The organism is Enterobacter quasiroggenkampii (assembly GCF_043972695.1).
Classification (GTDB): Bacteria; Pseudomonadota; Gammaproteobacteria; order Enterobacterales; family Enterobacteriaceae; genus Enterobacter; species Enterobacter quasiroggenkampii.
The window spans coordinates 1,703,238-1,721,516 of sequence record NZ_CP143745.1; the positions used below are offsets into that span (position 1 = coordinate 1,703,238).

Here is an 18,279-nt window from a genome sequence, read left to right on the forward strand (position 1 = left end):
AATTTGCAAACAAAAAGTTTAACACTTGCTTCAGCGTGAGGCTATTCGCGCTGTGCGGGCGAAAGGATTATGCTACAGGCGGTTATTACACGAAGCGGTCAACGGAAGCGCGATGAACGATAAAAGAAACGTATTACTGCTCAGGGATGTCGGATTTCGAGTCGGGGAAAACACGATCCTGCAGCACGTCGGGTTTAGCCTGTCGCCGGGCGAGTTTAAATTAATCACGGGTCCCTCAGGCTGTGGTAAAAGCACGCTGCTGAAGATTGTGGCGTCACTCCTCAGCCCGACGGAGGGCGCCATTCTGTTTGAAGGCGAGGATATCGCCTCGCTTTCCCCGGAAAGCTATCGCCAGCAGGTCTCGTACTGCGTGCAAACGCCCGTGCTTTTTGGCGATACGGTCTATGACAACCTGATTTTCCCGTGGCAAATCCGCAATAAAACGCCGGAGCCGGAAAAGTTTATCCAGGATCTGGCCCGCTTTGGCCTGGCGCAGGAGACGCTGAGCAAATCCATCAACGCGCTGTCGGGCGGCGAAAAGCAGCGGGTCTCGCTGATCCGCAACCTGCAGTTTTTACCGAAGGTGTTGTTGCTGGACGAAATCACCAGCGCGCTCGATGACGTCAACAAGCGCAACGTTAACGAGATTATTCATCGTTACGCCCGGGAGCAGAACATTGCCGTGCTGTGGGTGACGCACGACGCTAACGAAATAACCCATGCGGATGACGTTATTACGCTCCAGCCGCACGGCGGGAAAATGCAGGAGGCAAACCGTGGGTGAACACAACATTACCAACGAATCGCTGGCCTTTTCGATGGTGCTGGTGCTGATTGCGATTGTGGTCAGCTACCGCGAAAAGCTGGGGCTGGAAAAAGATATCGTATGGAGTATCTGCCGCGCGGTGATTCAGCTCATCATCGTCGGCTATGTGCTGAAGTATATCTTCAACGTTAACCACGCGGTGCTGACGCTGCTGATGGTGCTCTTTATCTGCTTTAACGCGGCGTGGAATGCGCAAAAGCGCAGTAAATACATCGATAAGGCGTTTGTTTCATCGTTTATTGCGATTACCACCGGAACGGCGCTCACGCTGGCCGTGCTGGTACTTTCCGGCTCGATTGAGTTTACGCCGATGCAGGTTATCCCTATTTCCGGGATGATTGCGGGGAACGCGATGGTGGCCGTTGGGCTCTGTTATAACAACCTCGGCCAGCGTTTCAGTAGCGAACAGCAGCAGCTGCAGGAGAAACTAAGCCTGGGGGCAACGCCAAAAGTGGCCTCGGCGCGGCTGATTCGCGAGAGCATTCGCTCATCGCTGATCCCTACGGTAGATTCCGCCAAAACGGTGGGGCTGGTGAGCCTGCCGGGCATGATGTCGGGGCTGATTTTTGCCGGTATCGATCCGGTAAAAGCGATTAAGTACCAGATCATGGTGACGTTTATGCTGCTTTCCACGGCAAGCCTGTCCACCATCATTGCCTGCTACCTGACCTATCGGAAGTTCTACAACGCGCGTCACCAGCTGGTGGTGACGCAGTTGAAAAAGGTGCGGTGATTGTGCCGGGCGGCACTGCGTTTGCCCGGCCTACGATTCGTGCTTTTGTAGGCCCGGTAAGGCGAAGCCGTCACCGGGCAAAGTGCATCAATACAACAACGCGTAAAGCTGACGACGATACTTCGACGCCAGCGCGTCTCCGGTGCCCAGCGCGGCCAGGATCTCCTGGAACATCTTGCGCGCCTGGCCGTCTGCGGCGGCTAAATCTTTTTGCAGATGGCTGAAGAGCAGCTCAAGCGCCTCTTCGTTACGCCCCACCTGATGCAGCTGCAGCGCCAGCTGGCTTGCCAGCGCGGCATCCGCCGGATTGTCGGCAACCTGCTGCTGCAGCTGCTGAATTTCAGGGGTATCCGCCGCCTGCTTCAGCAGCTCAATTTGTGCAACCAGCCCCTGATAGCGGGTGTCCTGATCCTGCAGCGGAACCGTCTTGAGTACGGCTTCTGCGTCTTCTGAGCGGTGCAGGGCGATCTGCGTCTCCGCCAGCAGCAGGCCAATCTGGCTGTTCTGTTTTGACAGCTGCCACGCTTCTTTGAGCAGCGGCAGCGCCTCGTCGTATTTGCCTTCCTGCATCAGCGCCATGCCTTCCTGCGCTTTCAGCTCTTCTTCGCGCGGCAGCACCTTATCCAGCAGGGCGCGGATAGCGTCTTCCGGCTGTGGTCCCTGGAAGCCATCAACAGGCTGGCCGTTCTGGAACAGATAGACGGTAGGAATGGCGCGCAGACCAAACTGAGACGCGACCATCGGCTCGGCGTCACAATCCAGCTTCGCGAGAATGAACTGACCGTTGTACTGGGCGGCAAGGCTTTCCAGCACCGGTGTCAGCTGCAGACAGTGTTGGCTACGTTCAGACCAGAAGTAGAACAGGACCGGTTTGGTCATCGACTGTTCAAGCGTCTGTTGCAGGTTAGCTTCTGTGATATTGACGATATTCTGTACGGACATGCGGCTTTCTCTTTTGTCGGTTTGTTCTTTACATGGGGATGCGCGTCGGCGCTTCAACTCAACCGTGTAAAATTTTGTCCATTATCCGGCCCGGCAGCAGGCGTTTTAACCAGCCAACGGCATGGGTGACCAGCGTCACCGGATAGCGCATTTTGGGATGTTCACTCTCAAAAGCATGGCGCACTTTGGCTACCACCGCCTCTGGCCCGAGGGTAAAACGTGCGGCGATGCCGGGGTTCTCGACCGGTTTATCCGCCTGCGTCTGGTTAACGTTTTCGGTAAAGCGGGTGCGGATCGGGCCGGGTTCAATCAGGCTGACCTTAATGCCGCTGTGGCGTAACTCCATACGCAGGGCGTCGGACCAGGCCTCCAGCGCATATTTGCTGGCGGCGTAGGCGCCGCGGCCCGGGGTGGAAATCAGCCCCATCACCGACGACGTCATCACGATGCGCCCTTCACCGTGCGGCAGCATCGCGGGGAGCAGACGCATGGTGAGCTGATGCACGCCGAAGAAGTTGGTCGAAAACTGCTTCTCCAGCGTTTCGCGGGAGAGGGAGTCCAGCGGGCCATACACGCCGTAGCCGGCATTATTAAACAGGCCGTACAGACGATTACCGGTCAGTGCGATCACCTCGTCCGCGGCGCGCTCAACGCTCTCCGGCGAGTCCATATCCAGCAGCACGCCGGTAAAGCCCAGACCGTTCATGCGTTCGACATCGTCGGGTTTGCGGCAGGCCGCCAGAACCCGAAACCCCTGGCGCTTCAATTCGAGCGCGCTTTCCAGGCCGATTCCGCTGGAACATCCTGTAATTAAGACCGATTTTTGCATAACTTTACCTGTCAGGATCTCCGCTTAATCAGGAGTCATGTTTAACTAAAGGAGCCAGCCGCGTTGCCATCCAGTCGGCAATAAACGGCTGCGCATCGCGATTGGGGTGGATCCCGTCGTCTTGCATCCACTGGGGTTTGAGATAGACCTCTTCCATGAAAAATGGCAGCAGCGGAATATCAAACTCTTTGGCAAGCTTGGGGTAGATCGCGCTAAAGGCCTCATTATACCGACGACCGTAGTTGGCGGGCAGGCGAATTTGCATCAGCAGCGGCTGGGCGTTTGCCGCCCTGATGTCCTGCAAAATGGTGCGCAGCGTATTCTCCGTTTGCTGAGGCTGGAAACCGCGCAGGCCATCATTACCGCCAAGCTCAACCAGCACCCACCGTGGCTGATGCTGTTTGAGCAGCGCAGGCAGGCGCGACAGCCCCTGTTGCGAGGTGTCGCCGCTAATGCTGGCGTTGATTACAGCCGTTTTGCTCTGCCATTTGTCATTGAGCAGAGCGGGCCAGGCCGCGCTGGCCGCCATACGATAGCCTGCGCTCAGGCTGTCGCCGAGAACCAGTAACGTGTCCGCTGCCGCCGCGCGGAAAGTCATCAGAATCAAAAACAGGAAGGGCAAATGCCAGCGGAAAACAGTGTTGAAGTTCATCATCTTAAGAAGTCCGTCGGTCAGGGGGAGCACGAGCTTTCCATCCTTACCGGAGTTGAACTCGTTGTCAAACGCGCTGAAACCATTGCGCTGATTGGCGAATCCGGTTCCGGTAAGTCCACGCTGCTGGCGATTTTAGCCGGTCTGGACGACGGCAGCAGCGGTGAGGTCCACCTTGTCGGGCAGCCGCTGCATCAGCTTGATGAAGAGGCGCGGGCCGCGCTGCGCGCGCGTCACGTTGGTTTTGTCTTTCAGTCCTTTATGCTGATCCCGACCCTGAACGCACTGGAGAACGTCGAGCTCCCGGCGCTGCTGCGCGGTGAAAATAGCCGTGAAAGCCGCGCTCACGCGAAGGCGCTGCTGGAACAGCTCGGTCTGGGGAAACGTCTCGACCATCTTCCCGCCCAGCTTTCCGGCGGTGAGCAGCAGCGCGTGGCGCTGGCCCGCGCGTTTAACGGCCGCCCTGAGGTGCTGTTTGCCGATGAGCCTACCGGCAACCTTGACCGTAAAACCGGAGACCGGATTGCCGACCTGCTGTTTTCGCTCAACCGCGAGCACGGCACTACGCTTATCCTCGTGACCCACGATCCGCAGCTCGCCGCGCGCTGCGACCGTCGCCTGCGGCTGGTGAACGGCGTTCTGCAGGAGGAAGCATGATTACCCGCTGGTTCTGGCGCGAGTGGCGCTCCCCCTCGCTGCTGATTGTCTGGCTGGCGCTAAGCCTGGCGGTAGCCTGCGTGCTGGCGCTCGGCAGCGTCAGTGACCGCATGGAAAAAGGGCTCAGCCAGCAGAGCCGGGAGTTTATGGCGGGAGACAGGGCGCTGGAAAGCTCCCGCCCCGTGCCGCCGGGCTGGATTGAAGCAGCGCGCAAAGAAGGGCTGAAGGTGGGAGAGCAGCTCACCTTCCAGACCATGACCTTCGCGGGCGACACGCCGCAGCTGGCGAGCGTCAAGGCCGTCGATGATATCTACCCGATGTACGGTGACTTGCAGACCCGCCCGCCGGGATTAAAGCCGACGCCCGGTACGGTGCTGCTGGCATCGCGTCTGATGGCGCTGCTGAACCTGAAACCCGGCGACAGTATCGACGTCGGTGACGCTACCCTCAGGATTGCCGGGGAAGTGGTACAGGAGCCCGACGGCGGATTTAACCCGTTCCAGCTTGCGCCGCGTCTGCTGATGAACACCGCGGATGTCGCGGCCACCCATGCGGTACAGCCGGGCAGCCGCGTTACCTGGCGCTATAAATTTGGCGGCACGCCCGCCCAGCTTGACGCGTATGAAAAATGGCTTCTGCCGCAGCTCAAACCGGAACACCGCTGGTACGGGCTGGAGCAGGACGAGGGGGCGCTCGGTAAATCTCTGGAGCGCTCTCAGCAGTTCCTGCTGCTGTCGGCCCTGTTGACCCTGCTGCTGGCGGTGGCGGCGGTGGCCGTGGCGATGGGGCACTACTGCCGCAGCCGCTACGACCTGGTGGCGATCCTCAAAACCCTGGGGGCGGGCCGGGCGCAGCTGCGCAAGCTGATCGTCGGCCAGTGGCTGATGCTGCTGGTCCTGTCGGCGCTGACCGGCGGAATAATGGGGCTGCTGTTTGAAAAGCTGCTGATGGTGATGCTAAAACCGGTGCTTCCGGCCGCATTGCCGCCGGCCAGCCTCTGGCCGTGGCTGTGGGCGATGGGCGCGATGACGGTGATCTCGGTGCTGGTGGGGCTCCGGCCTTACCGCCTGCTGCTCGCCACGCAGCCGCTGCGCGTGCTTCGCAACGATGTCGTGGCGAACGTCTGGCCGCTGAAGTTCTACCTTCCGGTGATTATTGCGGTGGCGGTGGGGCTGCTGGCGTGGCTGATGGGCGGCAGCACGCTGCTGTGGGCGGTGCTGGCCGGGGCGGTTGTTCTGGCGCTGCTGTGCGGCGTGCTGGGCTGGATACTGCTTAACCTCCTGAAAAGGGTGACGGTAAAATCCCTGCCCGTGCGCCTGGCGGTCAACCGTCTGCTGCACCAGCCCTGGTCTACGCTCAGCCAGCTGTCGGCGTTCTCGCTGTCGTTTATGCTGCTGGCACTGCTGCTGGTGCTGCGCGGCGATCTGCTCGATCGCTGGCAGCAGCAGCTTCCGCCGGAAAGCCCGAACTATTTCCTGATCAATATCGCCCCTGAGCAGGTTACGCCGCTGAAGGGCTTCCTGGCGGAGCATCACATCATCCCTGAGTCGTTCTATCCCATCGTTCGCGCGCGTCTGACGCAGATCAACGGGCAGCCAACGGAGGGGAACAAGGACGAGTCGCTGAACCGCGAGCTGAACCTCACCTGGCAGGAGAAACGCCCTGACCACAACCCGATAACCGCCGGCACCTGGCCGCCGAAAGCGGGAGAAGTGTCGATGGAGGAGGGGCTGGCGACGCGCCTGAACGTGAAGCTGGGAGACAGCGTCACCTTCACAGGGGATACCCAGGATTTCACCGCGAAAGTGACCAGCCTGCGTAAAGTGGACTGGGAAAGCCTGCGGCCCAACTTCTTCTTTATCTTCCCGCCGGGGGCGCTGGACGGTCAACCCCAGAGCTGGCTGACCAGCTTCCGCTGGGAAAACGGCAACGGCATGCTGACCCAGCTTAACCGGGAGTTTCCAACGGTCAGCCTGCTGGATATCGGCGCGATCCTCAAACAGGTGGGGCAGGTGCTGGAGCAGGTGAGCCGCGCGCTGGAGGTGATGGTGGTGCTGGTGACGATCTGCGGCGTGCTGTTGCTGCTGGCCCAGGTGCAGGTGGGCATGCGCCAGCGCCATCAGGAGCTGGTGGTATACCGCACGCTGGGGGCCGGTAAGCGGCTGCTGCGAATGACGCTCTGGAGCGAGTTTGCGCTACTGGGGCTGGTGGCCGGTCTGGTGGCCGCCATTGGCGCAGAGACGGCGCTGGCTGTGCTGCAGACAAAGGTCTTCGACTTCCCGTGGGAGCCTGACTGGCGTCTTTGGTTGATCCTGCCTCTGTGCGGCGCTGCGCTGCTTTCTCTCTGCGGAGGCTGGCTCGGCACGCGGCTGTTAAAGGGCAAAGCCCTGTTCCGTCAGTTTGCGAGTTGATTTAGTATGGTGATAATTACGCACCGGATTTTTATGCCGGTGCGTAGTGTTTAAATAGCACAAAGTGATAATACCCACTCATTTAGTAGCACAAAACATTAAAAACCCAACCACACAGCCCGATTATTTCCAGTTAATATTCACCCGCTAAATATTTAGCAGCGTGTCTATTAAGGAAAAATAATGACTATAAAAAAATCAGCGCTGGCGGCAACGATCGGCGCGGCAGTGGCATTAACGACCTTCGCTTCTCAGGCGGAAATCACCGTTCTTAAGCAGGATCCTCAGGCGGGTAATCCGCTGAGCCGCCTGAACTTTACCGTTGGCGGCAGTATTCGTCCTCAGTTCCAGAACATGACCGGCGACGACGGTAAAAACAGCTACAAGCGTAACGGATTTGACGGCGGCACCCGCTTCCGTTTCGCTGCAGATTACTACCTGTTTGATGACATCAGCTGGATCAGCTACTACGAGCTGGGTGTGAATATTCCTGCGCAGTTTAACTGGGATCACCACTACGCCGAAGGCGCACACGACACCACGCGTCGTATGCTCTACACCGGTCTGAAGAGCGACACCTGGGGTACGCTGACCTTCGGTCAACAGAACAGCGTTTACTATGATGTGGTGGGCGCGAAAACCGATATCTGGGACTACGACATGATCGCTCAGGCGCCAGGTAACGGGATCAACGGCGACTACGACGGTTCTTACCGTTCACGCCAGATGCTGAAATATAAGAAAACCGTGGGCGATGCTGATATTTATGCATCCTACCTGTTTGAAGACAGCGAATACCTGCCGGGCAACGGCCTGCGCTACAAGCGTAAAGGCGGCGGTTCACTGGGCCTGGATTACCACCTGACTACCGACCTGACCTGGGGCGCCGCGTGGAACTACACCCGTGCCGACATGCGTAACCCGGACAACGGCGACAGCAAAACCTACGACCAGAACATTCTCGGTACCGCGCTGAGCTGGACCCCGGACAACTGGACCTTCTCCGCAGGCGGCGGCTGGTATCAGAACTTCCTGACCACCAAAAAAGTGTCTGTTAACGATTACTTTGCGGGCGACGCGTGGGGTATTGAGTACTTCGCAGGTTACAAATTCCCAATCGGTCAGTATGCGGTTAAATCCATCCAGCCTTACTTCATGGGTGACCGCATTGAGTACGTGAACGGCCGTAACTACCAGCGCATCGACAACGGCGTGGGTATCAGCTTCCAGCTGGATTACGGTTTCCGCGTGGATTACGAACACGTGTTCACCTCCAGCACCGACAACCTGGGCGACATGAACCTGGTGCGTCTGCGTTACGACTTCTAAGCCGTCTGTTCCCCGGTGGCGCTGCGCTTACCGGGGCTACAACAGTACGCGTAGGCCGGGTAAGGCGTAGCCGCCACCCGGCTTTATTTTTCAGCGATCAAGCCACTCAGCAATTTCTTCGTACGTCCCGCGATAGACAATCTTTTCCGCCTTTTTCTCCAGCTGATAGCCGTACATCGGGTCGTAATAGTCGTTCAGGAGCGGTACAAGCCAGCTGAGGTGCGCGTCCGTGCGGCCAGATCGTTGCTGTTCCAACAGCGCGGAATCTAACAGCGCGGTAAATTCCGCAAAGCGCTGCAGCCCCAGGCGGCGACGAATGGCGAACAGGCCGTGATGCAGGTACTGGCTGTATTCTTTCCAGCCTGCTTCCTCGCCGTAGGCGGCAGAAAAATCCGCCCACATATGGTCGAAATACTCTTCGCGCAGACGTTCAAGACGGATCTCAAACGGATCCTCTACCACCACGATAGGGGCTTCAACCATGCGGTCGCGCAGGCAGGCTGGCAGGTGGTTAGAGCCAATCATCCGGCCTTCATCTTCCAGCACCCAGCGCGCGGCGTCTTTTTTCAATAGCTCAACCGCAAGGTGATTTTCAAAGCTGGCCTGGGAAAGCTGCGGCGTCAGCGTGCGGCCAAATGACGAGCCACGATGGTGCGCGAGTCCTTCCAGATCGATACCCTGTGCATGCTGCTTCACCAGCAGGGTTTTACCGTTCCCGGTACAGCCGCCAATAAGCACCATCGGCTTTTGCGACTGCTCAATGGTCACCTGAATTGCCGTCTGGCGCAGGGCCTTATAGCCACCGCGGATCAGCGGGTAGTCGATACCCGCCTCTTTCAGCCAGGCCTGCGAGATATGCGAGCGCTGGCCGCCGCGCGCGCAGCAGAGAAAGCCCGCAGGATGGGCAAGGCTGGCTTCGCGCCAGGCGTTGATGCGGGCCTCACGCGTGTCGCCGCTCACCAGGCGATGGCCGAGCGCCAGCGCGGCGTCCGGTCCCTGACGTTTATAACAGGTGCCGACGGCGGCGCGCTCGTCATCATTCATTAAAGGCAGGTTGATTGCCGCTGGCATCGCGCCCTGGGCAAATTCGATCGGCGCGCGAACGTCGATTAAAGGGGTATCGGACGCGAGGATCGCGCGATAGTCCGTTCCATCGTTCATGGTTATTCCAGAAGAAAGCTAAGCAGCAATGGGCGGGAATTGTACGCCGGGGAAAGAGGAGGTCAACTCCCCGGCGGAGGGATAACTATTTAAGCTTTGACTGTGCCCAGACAATACCGCTCGCGTATTCCGGCGGCAGGAGCGGGATCATGGCTTCCAGCGTGGCGCTCAGACGTCCCGTGTCGCTATCGTTGAGGTTCAGGTGGCCAACCTTACGACCCGGACGAACCTCTTTGTCATACCAGTGCAGGTGCACCAGCGGCAGCTTCAGCCAGTCGTAGTTCAGATCGGTTCCGATCAGGTTGATCATCACCGACGGGCTGTTGACCACCGGCTGCGGCAGCGGCAGGTCGGTAATTGCGCGCAGGTGCAGCTCGAACTGGCTGATGGAGGCGCCGTTTTGCGTCCAGTGGCCGCTGTTGTGCACGCGCGGTGCCAGCTCGTTGATCAGCAGACCAGACGGGGTGATAAAGCACTCCATCGCCATCACACCCACGTACCCGAGCTCGTGCATGATGGCAGAGAGCATCTCTTCCGCCTGCGCCTGGTGGTCAGCATTGGCCTGCGGGAAGGCCACGCTGGTGCGCAGAATGCCGTCCTGATGCAGGTTATGCGTCAGCGGATAAAAGACGGTGTGCCCGTCATGTCCACGCGCGCCAACCAGCGACACTTCACCGCTAAAGTTAATGCCCTGCTCAACAATGCACTCGCCGTAGCAATCATCCGGCAGCTCGGCGGTGTCGCCTGCGCGCAGGCGCCACTGGCCGCGGCCGTCGTAGCCACCCACGCGGCGCTTCACGATCGCCAGCTCGCCCAGCATGGCGAAGACGTCGTTCCACTCGTTTTTATCAGACAGGAGTTGCCACGGTGCGGTTGCGAGGCCCAGCTTGTCGAAAAGCTGCTTTTGCGTCAGACGGTCGGCAATGATTGGGAACACGTCGCGGTTAACGAAGGCGTTATGACGCGCCAGCTCGCGGGTCAGGGCGGTCTCCGGCCAGCGTTCGATCTCAGCGGTAATGACGCTCTGGTGGAACGGTACCGCTTCCGGCTCGGCGTCCAGGCCGACGGGCCAGACGGAAATCGCCAGCGGTTCGCCAGCCTGACGCAGCATGCGGCCTAGCTGGCCGTTACCGAGAACGCAAACCTGCTTCATGCGGCACCCCGCGGGTCTGGATTGTCCAGCACCTCGTCGGTCTGGGCTTTACGCCACGCCGCCAGACGCTGATGTAAGTCTTTATCGTGCGTCGCCAGGATCTGCGCGGCCAGCAGGGCGGCATTGGCGGCACCCGCTTTACCAATCGCCAGCGTGCCGACGGGAATGCCACGCGGCATCTGAACGATGGAGTAGAGGCTGTCCACACCGCTTAACGCGGCGCTTTGTACCGGGACGCCCAGCACCGGCACCAGGGTTTTGGCGGCAATCATGCCCGGCAGATGTGCTGCGCCGCCCGCACCGGCAATGATCACCTCATAACCGTTCTCTTCGGCGCTTTCGGCGAAGCTGAACAGTTTGTCCGGTGTACGGTGCGCGGAGACCACTTCAACGTGGTGCGGAACATTCAGGATGTCAAAGATTTCGGCGGCGAACTGCATGGTAGCCCAGTCGCTTTTGGACCCCATCACGATGGCGACACGCGCCGGATTATTGCGGGAAGACATGCGTCTTAAAACTCCTGTGGTGCGAAACACACTGCTTTCGAGGGCACAGAGAATAGCATGTTATACGGGCAAGGAAAACGGTTGCGCGGTTAAATCTTGAGCCGTTGTTGCCATCAATTCATAACAAAACAGACCGCATTCTGGCGGTCTGTTTTTGTCGAAGGGCAATCATTATTTCGTCAGTTCTGCGGTCATATACACGCGGTTGTCGACCTTCGCGCTGGTGATTTTGTAAGACGCGCCCTGTTCAGCAGCCTGTGCAGCGATTTTCGCTTCTGCGCGGTCAAGGGTAGAGGCGGTTGCACTCACGCTCTGCGCGAAAGAACCGAAAGAAACCAGGGAGAGAGCCGCAACTGCAACGAAAGTTTTGATGGATTTCATGGTCGTATTCCTTAAGTGTTTTGTCTGGGATAGGGCGTGTTGCCCTGATGTGATAAATAATAGGCCGACCACGGGTTGATTAAAATCGAAACAATTTGCCGTTATTGTTCAAAAAAATAGAATGATATGAAGAGGGCTTAAAACGGAAACGCGATCAGCTCCACACCCTCAGGCGTGACTTTGACCATGGAGCCTTCGGTGTGCCAGGCACCTAACACCACGCGGTGTGCGGACTGGCCGTTGGCGATAAGGGAATGCACGTCAGGACGATGGGTATGACCGTGGATGAGCCACTGAACGTCATGCTTTTCCATCACCCGCACGACCGCCTGTGGATTGACGTCCATGATGGTCATGGATTTGCTGCTGTTGGCGGCTTTACTGCCTGCGCGCATTCTGGCGGCGATGCGGTTGCGGATAAAGAGCGGCAGGGCAAGGAACACCTTCTGGATCCACGGGGTGTGGACTTTGGCGCGAAACGCCAGGTAGCCGGTATCGTCGGTGCAGAGCGTGTCGCCATGCATGATCAGCACCTTGCGGCCGTAGAGGTCGAGCACCTGTTCTTCCGGCAGCAGCGTCATGCCGCTTTCACGGGCGTAGCGCTTGCCGATCAGGAAATCACGGTTGCCGTGAATGAAGTAGCAGGGGACGCCGCAATCCCCCAGCGCGTGAATGGCGTCGGCCATTTCACGGTGCAGCGGGTTAGGATCATCGTCGCCAATCCAGGCTTCAAAGAGGTCGCCCAGGATGTACAGCGCATCGGCGCTTTTCGCTTCACCGCGTAAAAAACGCAGAAAACCGGCGGTTATCGCCGGTTCTTCTGTTTGCAGATGAAGATCCGCAATAAAGAGTGTCGCCACCAATTACTCGCTGACAGTCACGCTTGTAATCACAACGTCTTCTTTTGGAACGTCCTGGTGCATACCGCTGCGGCCAGTAGAGACGGCTTTGATCTTGTCAACTACGTCCATACCTTCAACCACTTCTGCGAATACGCAGTAGCCCCAACCCTGCAGGCTTTCGCCGGAGAAGTTCAGGAAGTCGTTGTCCGCCACGTTAATGAAGAACTGTGCAGTAGCAGAGTGAGGCGCCTGAGTACGTGCCATCGCCAGCGTGCCGCGGGTGTTTTTCAGGCCGTTGTTCGCTTCGTTCTTGATCGGCTCTTTAGTGGCTTTCTGGTTCATGCCAGGTTCGAAACCGCCGCCCTGGATCATAAAACCGTTGATCACGCGGTGGAAAATGGTGTTGTTGTAGAAACCTTCGCGGCAGTAGTCCAGGAAGTTTTTAACTGTTTCAGGCGCTTTGTCATCAAAGGTTTTGATTACGATATCGCCATGATTAGTGTGGAAAGTAACCATTTTTGCATCCTGTTCCGTTATTGTGGTACGTCGACCCGCCTTCGGGTCATCTATAGGGGCTTGTTATAGCATAACCACAGGATGCGATCACCTTGCATTGTGTGCTGCTTCGGGTTTGAATTACGGGTAGAATAGCCGGTTTTCAACCACACACGTGTTTACATGGAATCTTCGATGTTAAAAATCTTTAATACAATGACGCGCCAAAAAGAGGAATTTAAACCTATCCATGCCGGGGAAGTCGGCATGTACGTGTGTGGTATTACGGTTTACGATCTCTGTCACATTGGCCATGGCCGTACCTTTGTCGCCTTCGACGTGGTGTCACGCTACCTGCGTTTTCTGGGGTACAACCTGAAATACGTGCGCAACATCACCGACATCGACGATAAGATCATCAAGCGCGCCAATGAAAATGGCGAAAGCTTTGTCGCGCTGGTGGATCGCATGATCGCTGAGATGCACAAAGACTTCGACGCCCTCAATATTCTGCGTCCGGACAGCGAGCCGCGCGCGACCCACCATATTCACGAAATCATCGAGATCACCGAAAAGCTGATCGCCCGCGGTCATGCGTATGTTGCCGACAACGGCGACGTGATGTTCTCCGTGCCGACGGACCCAACCTACGGTGCGCTTTCCCGTCAGGATCTGGATCAGCTCCAGGCCGGCGCCCGCGTTGACGTGGTTGACGTGAAGCGTAACCCGATGGACTTCGTGCTGTGGAAGATGTCCAAAGAGGGTGAGCCAAGCTGGCCATCCCCGTGGGGCGAAGGCCGTCCGGGCTGGCACATTGAATGTTCTGCGATGAACTGCAAACAGCTGGGCAAGCACTTCGACATTCACGGCGGCGGCTCAGACCTGATGTTCCCGCACCACGAAAACGAAATCGCTCAGTCCACCTGCGCCCACGGCGGCGAGTACGTAAATTACTGGATGCACTCCGGGATGGTAATGGTTGACCGCGAGAAGATGTCGAAATCGCTGGGTAACTTCTTTACCGTGCGCGACGTGCTGAAATACTACGACGCGGAAACCGTGCGCTACTTCCTGATGTCCGGCCACTATCGCAGCCAGCTGAACTACAGCGAAGAGAACCTGAAGCAGGCGCGCTCGGCGCTGGAGCGTCTCTACACCGCGCTGCGCGGAACCGACAAGTCTGTTCCGGCGGCAGGCGGCGAAGCGTTCGAAGCGCGCTTTGTTGAGGTGATGAACGACGACTTCAACACCCCGGAAGCCTACTCCGTGCTGTTCGACATGGCGCGCGAAGTGAACCGCCTGAAGTCAGAAGATATGGCCGCGGCGAATGCGCTGGCGTCCCATCTGCGTAAGCTCTCTGCCGTGCTTGGCCTGCTGGAGCAGGAGCCGGACGCGTTCCTGCAGAGCGGTGCGCAGGCGGATGACGGTGAAGTGGCGGAAATTGAAGCGTTGATCAAAGCGCGTCTGGAAGCGCGTCAGGCGAAGGACTGGGCGGCGGCAGATGCGGCGCGTAACCGTCTGACCGAGATGGGTATTATTCTGGAAGACGGCCCACAGGGCACCACCTGGCGCCGTAAGTAAGTCTGTAACGCCCGGAGGCGCTCACGCTTGCCGGGCCTACAGGCAAAAGTAGGCCGGGTAAGGCGCAGCCGCCACCCGGCTTTTTTTTTACCTTCTTTTCCACCACAACATTCCCATCAGCACGACCCCCGGCAGCCACACCCACAGCAGTTCTGAAATAATCACCTGATGCCCGTACGGCGTGGTATAGCGTGAGAGCGCAAACGGCGCGACCTTAATCACCTGCCACGGCGCAAAGAAGCGTTCATCCGACCACGGCCACAGCCAGCCGACGCCTTTCCCGCCTGTGGTAATCGAATCCAGCAGGCTGTGCGACAGCAGTGACACGGTTAAAAACAGCCAGCACCGCGTCAGGCTGGCCCTGAACCACCGTCGGCCAGTCAGTACGCAAAGTATCGGCACCACGAAGGCAAACAGCAGGGAGTGGGTAAAGCCGCGATGGCCGAAAACGTTGCCATACGCGACGCCGAACTTAAACGCCAGCACGTCGGCGTCCGGCAGCATGGCGAGAACAATGCCGGCAAACAGCAGGCGGGGTGGGATAACTTTTGTCCCCAGGCCTAAGCCCAGGCAAAGCGGAACAGCAGCGTGTGTAATGACGGTAGGCATTGTGATTATCCATGGCAAATCATGGAAATATAGCAGTCATTCCACGCTAAAAAACCTGTGCGAAATTCTGATTTTACGCCGACTCGCGTGCGATAAGCTGCCCGGAAAGCGTAATGCGCTGGGTTTGCAGCGTCGGCTCCTTCAGCGTGCGAATAATCAGCCCGGCCGCCTGACGCCCCGTCTCTTCGCTGGCGGACGAAACGTAGGTAAACGAGGGCGAGGTGAGGTTAACGTGGAGCATATCTTCGAAACCGACCAGAGCGACCTGCTGCGTCAGAAACACATCTTTACCCACCGTACGCCCGACCTGATGAATACCGGAGATGGAGCCGATCATGGCATCCGGCGAGTGGCAGAGCAGGGCGGTGATGGTATTGTTTTTTTCCAGCAGTTGGCGGGTCGCGAAACCCGCGGCCAGCGTGTCATCGCTGCAGGCCGGAGAGTATTCATCGCGCCAGACCAGCCCGTTTTGCGTCATCGCGCTGCGAAAACCGAGCAGGCGCTGTTCGCGGATAAGGCAGCCTTCGCGTCCGCCAATGTAGGCGATATTACGATGACCGCGCTCGATAAGATAACGCACCGCCAGACTGGCCGCCTGTCGGTTATCGCGCATCACCAGATTGCATTTTTCATCCAGCAGCGACTGCGAGACCACCACCAGCGGCAGCGGGCAGTGGCGAATCTTTTCCGGGAGGGTGGCGGTGCGGGTATCCGAGGCCAGATAAATCACCCCTGCGACGCCCTGCTGCTTAAACGACAGCAGGCAGCGCTCAAGATGGTCATGGTCGTTCTGGGGCTGACCGAGAAAAACCATATACCCCTGTTTTTCAAGATCCTGAACGATGCTCGCCATCACCTTGATGGAGAAACTGTCGCTAAAGTCACGGAGGATCAGGCCAATCAGGTTGGAGGTATTGGCGCGAAGGTTGGCAGCGGCAACGTTATGAACATAGCCCAGGGTATTGATGGCAGCGTTGACCTTCTCGATTGTTGCCTCTGAGATTTTCCCTTTCTGGCGCAGCACCAGCGAGACGGTGGAAACCGACACGCCCGCGTGCTTCGCGACATCAATAATGCTGACTTTCTTCAAAACCGCTCCCTGAAATTTACCGATTATCAGCCAGATAAAACACGTCTCCCAGCGTACAGGAGACGTGTCGTTCAGGCATCTTATTATTTGCCGATCATGGTGGACATGGTCTGGGCGATAAACTGTGCTCTGGCACCGAAAATCACCTGAATACCGTTGTCGCCGACAAACACTACGCCGCGCGCGCCGAGTCCGTTCAGGCCGTCTTTATCCACCGCCTCGCTTTTTGTCACTTCCAGGCGAAGACGAGTGATACAGGCGCCGACGGAGTCGATGTTATGCGCGCCACCCAGCAGGGTGATGATCTCGGTCGCGAGCTCGGAATCCGATTTCTCATCCGCGTTGGCGGTTACTTCAGTGCGGCCCGGCGTTTTCACGTCGAAACGACGGATCACAAAGCGGAACGTGAAGTAATAAATCAGGCCCATTGGAATGCCGATGATAATGGCGCTCAGGAAGTGGGTCTGATAACCGTTAAACGACGGCAGGATCCCGAATGACAGATAGTCGATAAACCCTGCAGAGAACGACTTGGCGATATGCGCATGCAGCAGGTACATGGTCATGTAGGCCAGGCCCGCCATGATGGCGTTAAAGACGTACAGAATCGGTGCCACGAAGATAAAGGTAAACTCAACCGGTTCGGTGATCCCCGTCAGGAAGCAGGTGAGCGCCGCAGAGAACAGAATACCGGCCGCGATTTTTTTATTCTTCGTATGGGCTTCGTGATACATCGCCAGGCACGCCGCAGGCAGCGCGAACAGCATCAGCGGGAATTCACCCTGCATGAACTTGCCGGCGTTCTGGTAGGTGTCGCTGCTGAAGGATTTCACCCCTTCTTCCAGCATCTTGAACCAGATGGTCTGGTCGCCGTGGATCACCTGGCCTGCCTGGGTGGTGTAATCCCCAAACGAATACCAGAACGACGGATACCAGATATGGTGCAGACCGAGCGGGATCAGCGCGCGTTCCACCAGACCGAAGATAAAGGTCGAGGCCGCCTGATTATCGCCGTTAACGACCACGGAGAGGGCGTCGATACCGGCCTGGATATGCTGCCAGACGTACGGCAGCAGCAGCCCCATCAGGAACGAGAGGAACGCCGTTGCAATCGCCACGAAGCGCTTGCCGGAGAAGAAGCCCAGGAATTCCGGAAGCTGCATGGTGTGGAAGCGGTTATAGCACCAGGCCGCGAGAATACCGCAGATCAGGCCGCCGAAGACGCCCATCTGCAGCGTTGGAATGCCCACTACCATGGCGTATTTCCCGCCCTGGGAGGCCATTTCCGGCGTGATGCTCAGCACGGTGCTGATGGTGATATTGGTGACAAACACCGAGACCGCCGCGGACAGCGCGGCAATACCGGATTCTGACGCCAGGCCCACGGCAGAGCCAATGGCAAACAGCATCGGCAGGTTATCAAAAATAACCCCGCCCGCATTCATCATCAGCGGCAGATGGAACTTATCGCCAAAGGCCAGCAGCAGGCCCGCAGCGGGAAGCAGTGAAATTGGCAGCATTAAGGCGCGACCAATCATCGATAACTTAGACAGCGATTTAACAAACCCTGATATCAGACTCATGCTGATTTCCCCCGAGTAGCGCTTTTTTTGGCGCTGTTATTGTAAGTAGAACGTTTTAGTAGAACGTTCTACTTATCGTGGGCAAAGAGTGAAAAACGCGCAACTGAATTTTCACTTTTCAACAGATGAAATAGTGATTATTTGAAGTGGATCGATAAATAACCGTGATGGGTGTGAGGGGATGATGAGAGACATTGCCGGGTGGCGGCTTCGCCTTACCCGGCCTGGAAACGGCGTTCGGACTGTTCCCTCTCCCCGTTGGGGAGAGGATTAGGGTGAGGGGGCTCAGGCCGTAACGGTTACGCTCTGGCCTTCAAAGCTCACGGTCTGGCCCGCAACAATCTTGCAGCGCTTGCGGGTTTCCACCGCACCGTCCACTTTGACAAGCCCGTCGGCGATGACGATTTTCGCCTGCGCACCGCTTTCGCTCCAGCCTTCCAGCTTGAGCAGATCGCACAGCTCAACGTGCGGGTGTTTGCCTAATGAAAATGTGGCCATC

General features: G+C 57.9%; 19 protein-coding genes. 6 read left to right on the top strand and 13 right to left on the bottom strand.

Translation table 11 applies throughout. The features are described 5' to 3' along the window. The first annotated feature begins 112 nt into the window (after nt 1-112). Nucleotides 113-784: an iron efflux ABC transporter ATP-binding subunit FetA gene (gene fetA / locus V1572_RS08095; RefSeq protein WP_048030129.1), complete on the top strand. Its 672-nt coding sequence runs from the start codon at nt 113-115 to the stop codon at nt 782-784. Next, nucleotides 777-1,559 carry an iron efflux ABC transporter permease subunit FetB gene (gene fetB, locus V1572_RS08100; protein ID WP_023617520.1) on the top strand — a complete coding sequence of 261 codons (783 nt, stop codon included), beginning with the start codon at nt 777-779 and terminating at the stop codon, nt 1,557-1,559. Before fetA ends, fetB begins: the two co-directional genes overlap by 8 nt. 87 nt (nt 1,560-1,646) lie before the next feature. On the opposite strand, the gene V1572_RS08105 is transcribed toward fetB, so the two are convergent. From V1572_RS08105 to tesA, 3 genes are read right to left on the bottom strand one after another with little or no spacing between them, the layout of a single operon-like run. Beyond that, nucleotides 1,647-2,501: a co-chaperone YbbN gene (locus V1572_RS08105; protein WP_048030131.1), complete on the bottom strand. Its 855-nt coding sequence runs from the start codon at nt 2,499-2,501 to the stop codon at nt 1,647-1,649. A 58-nt stretch (nt 2,502-2,559) separates the two neighbouring features. Next, a complete protein-coding gene (locus V1572_RS08110) occupies nt 2,560-3,330 on the bottom strand; it encodes an SDR family oxidoreductase (RefSeq protein WP_196352050.1) in 771 nt (256 codons plus the stop codon). A gap of 28 nt (nt 3,331-3,358) precedes the next feature. Further along, nucleotides 3,359-3,982 carry a multifunctional acyl-CoA thioesterase I/protease I/lysophospholipase L1 gene (gene tesA / locus V1572_RS08115; protein ID WP_028015818.1) on the bottom strand — a complete coding sequence of 208 codons (624 nt, stop codon included), beginning with the start codon at nt 3,980-3,982 and terminating at the stop codon, nt 3,359-3,361. Between tesA and ybbA the strand changes: the two genes are divergently transcribed. The 3 genes from ybbA (at nt 3,953) to V1572_RS08130 (ending at nt 8,379) form a co-directional block, all read left to right on the top strand. Then, nucleotides 3,953-4,639, top strand: coding sequence for a putative ABC transporter ATP-binding protein YbbA (gene ybbA, locus V1572_RS08120; RefSeq protein WP_008499319.1), 687 nt, complete (start codon nt 3,953-3,955; stop codon nt 4,637-4,639). The genes tesA and ybbA overlap by 30 nt on opposite strands. Continuing rightward, a complete protein-coding gene (gene ybbP / locus V1572_RS08125; protein ID WP_343665540.1) occupies nt 4,636-7,050 on the top strand; it encodes a putative ABC transporter permease subunit YbbP in 2,415 nt (804 codons plus the stop codon). The genes ybbA and ybbP overlap by 4 nt, the downstream gene beginning before the upstream one ends. A 183-nt stretch (nt 7,051-7,233) precedes the next feature. Further along, nucleotides 7,234-8,379 (top strand): porin, encoded by a 1,146-nt coding sequence (locus V1572_RS08130; protein WP_048030137.1) that lies wholly within the window; start codon nt 7,234-7,236, stop codon nt 8,377-8,379. A gap of 90 nt (nt 8,380-8,469) precedes the next feature. On the opposite strand, the gene mnmH is transcribed toward V1572_RS08130, so the two are convergent. The 6 genes from mnmH to ppiB all read right to left on the bottom strand — a co-directional run bounded on the left by mnmH (nt 8,470) and on the right by ppiB (nt 12,938). Continuing rightward, nucleotides 8,470-9,540 carry a tRNA 2-selenouridine(34) synthase MnmH gene (gene mnmH, locus V1572_RS08135; protein WP_395299852.1) on the bottom strand — a complete coding sequence of 357 codons (1,071 nt, stop codon included), beginning with the start codon at nt 9,538-9,540 and terminating at the stop codon, nt 8,470-8,472. 85 nt (nt 9,541-9,625) lie between these two features. Next, the gene (gene purK, locus V1572_RS08140; protein ID WP_111967319.1) at nt 9,626-10,693 is read right to left on the bottom strand and encodes a 5-(carboxyamino)imidazole ribonucleotide synthase; all 1,068 of its coding nucleotides are present in this window, start codon (nt 10,691-10,693) and stop codon (nt 9,626-9,628) included. Continuing rightward, complete coding sequence (gene purE, locus V1572_RS08145) at nt 10,690-11,199, bottom strand: 5-(carboxyamino)imidazole ribonucleotide mutase (RefSeq protein WP_023616863.1); 510 nt, start codon at nt 11,197-11,199, stop codon at nt 10,690-10,692. Before purE ends, purK begins: the two co-directional genes overlap by 4 nt. A gap of 171 nt (nt 11,200-11,370) precedes the next feature. Continuing rightward, nucleotides 11,371-11,580 carry a YdgH/BhsA/McbA-like domain containing protein gene (locus V1572_RS08150; protein ID WP_008499325.1) on the bottom strand — a complete coding sequence of 70 codons (210 nt, stop codon included), beginning with the start codon at nt 11,578-11,580 and terminating at the stop codon, nt 11,371-11,373. Between the two features lie 137 nt (nt 11,581-11,717). Then, nucleotides 11,718-12,440 (bottom strand): UDP-2,3-diacylglucosamine diphosphatase, encoded by a 723-nt coding sequence (gene lpxH, locus V1572_RS08155; RefSeq protein WP_395299853.1) that lies wholly within the window; start codon nt 12,438-12,440, stop codon nt 11,718-11,720. A gap of 3 nt (nt 12,441-12,443) precedes the next feature. Beyond that, nucleotides 12,444-12,938 (bottom strand): peptidylprolyl isomerase B, encoded by a 495-nt coding sequence (ppiB, locus tag V1572_RS08160; protein WP_008499327.1) that lies wholly within the window; start codon nt 12,936-12,938, stop codon nt 12,444-12,446. Between the two features lie 174 nt (nt 12,939-13,112). Here ppiB and cysS point away from each other — a divergent pair, with 174 nt between their 5' ends. Beyond that, nucleotides 13,113-14,498 (top strand): cysteine--tRNA ligase, encoded by a 1,386-nt coding sequence (gene cysS, locus V1572_RS08165; protein WP_045909729.1) that lies wholly within the window; start codon nt 13,113-13,115, stop codon nt 14,496-14,498. 87 nt (nt 14,499-14,585) lie between these two features. Here the strand turns inward: cysS and V1572_RS08170 are convergent, their stop codons facing one another. The 4 genes from V1572_RS08170 to ybcJ all read right to left on the bottom strand — a co-directional run bounded on the left by V1572_RS08170 (nt 14,586) and on the right by ybcJ (nt 18,278). Continuing rightward, nucleotides 14,586-15,107 carry a metal-dependent hydrolase gene (locus V1572_RS08170; RefSeq protein WP_023326825.1) on the bottom strand — a complete coding sequence of 174 codons (522 nt, stop codon included), beginning with the start codon at nt 15,105-15,107 and terminating at the stop codon, nt 14,586-14,588. A 73-nt stretch (nt 15,108-15,180) separates the two neighbouring features. After that, entirely contained in the window at nt 15,181-16,197 is a 1,017-nt protein-coding gene (gene malI / locus V1572_RS08175) for a Mal regulon transcriptional regulator MalI (RefSeq protein WP_395299854.1), read from the bottom strand. An 83-nt stretch (nt 16,198-16,280) separates the two neighbouring features. Further along, a complete protein-coding gene (locus V1572_RS08180) occupies nt 16,281-17,780 on the bottom strand; it encodes a PTS transporter subunit EIIC (RefSeq protein ID WP_045909726.1) in 1,500 nt (499 codons plus the stop codon). A gap of 285 nt (nt 17,781-18,065) precedes the next feature. Continuing rightward, nucleotides 18,066-18,278: a ribosome-associated protein YbcJ gene (gene ybcJ / locus V1572_RS08185; protein WP_023279775.1), complete on the bottom strand. Its 213-nt coding sequence runs from the start codon at nt 18,276-18,278 to the stop codon at nt 18,066-18,068. Nucleotide 18,279 lies beyond the last annotated feature (1 nt).

What these genes read in the sequence shown, in the direction of transcription:
- cysS (WP_045909729.1), top strand. Translation starts at nt 13,113, where the DNA reads ATGTTAAAAATCTTTAATACAATGACGCGCCAAAAAGAGGAATTTAAA.
- V1572_RS08150 (WP_008499325.1), bottom strand. Translation starts at nt 11,580, where the DNA reads ATGAAATCCATCAAAACTTTCGTTGCAGTTGCGGCTCTCTCCCTGGTT.
- mnmH (WP_395299852.1), bottom strand. Translation starts at nt 9,540, where the DNA reads ATGAACGATGGAACGGACTATCGCGCGATCCTCGCGTCCGATACCCCT.
- V1572_RS08110 (WP_196352050.1), bottom strand. Translation starts at nt 3,330, where the DNA reads ATGCAAAAATCGGTCTTAATTACAGGATGTTCCAGCGGAATCGGCCTG.
- V1572_RS08170 (WP_023326825.1), bottom strand. Translation starts at nt 15,107, where the DNA reads ATGCCTACCGTCATTACACACGCTGCTGTTCCGCTTTGCCTGGGCTTA.
- V1572_RS08130 (WP_048030137.1), top strand. Translation starts at nt 7,234, where the DNA reads ATGACTATAAAAAAATCAGCGCTGGCGGCAACGATCGGCGCGGCAGTG.
- fetA (WP_048030129.1), top strand. Translation starts at nt 113, where the DNA reads ATGAACGATAAAAGAAACGTATTACTGCTCAGGGATGTCGGATTTCGA.
- ppiB (WP_008499327.1), bottom strand. Translation starts at nt 12,938, where the DNA reads ATGGTTACTTTCCACACTAATCATGGCGATATCGTAATCAAAACCTTT.
- tesA (WP_028015818.1), bottom strand. Translation starts at nt 3,982, where the DNA reads ATGAACTTCAACACTGTTTTCCGCTGGCATTTGCCCTTCCTGTTTTTG.
- purE (WP_023616863.1), bottom strand. Translation starts at nt 11,199, where the DNA reads ATGTCTTCCCGCAATAATCCGGCGCGTGTCGCCATCGTGATGGGGTCC.
- V1572_RS08180 (WP_045909726.1), bottom strand. Translation starts at nt 17,780, where the DNA reads ATGAGTCTGATATCAGGGTTTGTTAAATCGCTGTCTAAGTTATCGATG.
- purK (WP_111967319.1), bottom strand. Translation starts at nt 10,693, where the DNA reads ATGAAGCAGGTTTGCGTTCTCGGTAACGGCCAGCTAGGCCGCATGCTG.
- ybbP (WP_343665540.1), top strand. Translation starts at nt 4,636, where the DNA reads ATGATTACCCGCTGGTTCTGGCGCGAGTGGCGCTCCCCCTCGCTGCTG.
- V1572_RS08105 (WP_048030131.1), bottom strand. Translation starts at nt 2,501, where the DNA reads ATGTCCGTACAGAATATCGTCAATATCACAGAAGCTAACCTGCAACAG.
- ybbA (WP_008499319.1), top strand. Translation starts at nt 3,953, where the DNA reads ATGCCAGCGGAAAACAGTGTTGAAGTTCATCATCTTAAGAAGTCCGTC.
- ybcJ (WP_023279775.1), bottom strand. Translation starts at nt 18,278, where the DNA reads ATGGCCACATTTTCATTAGGCAAACACCCGCACGTTGAGCTGTGCGAT.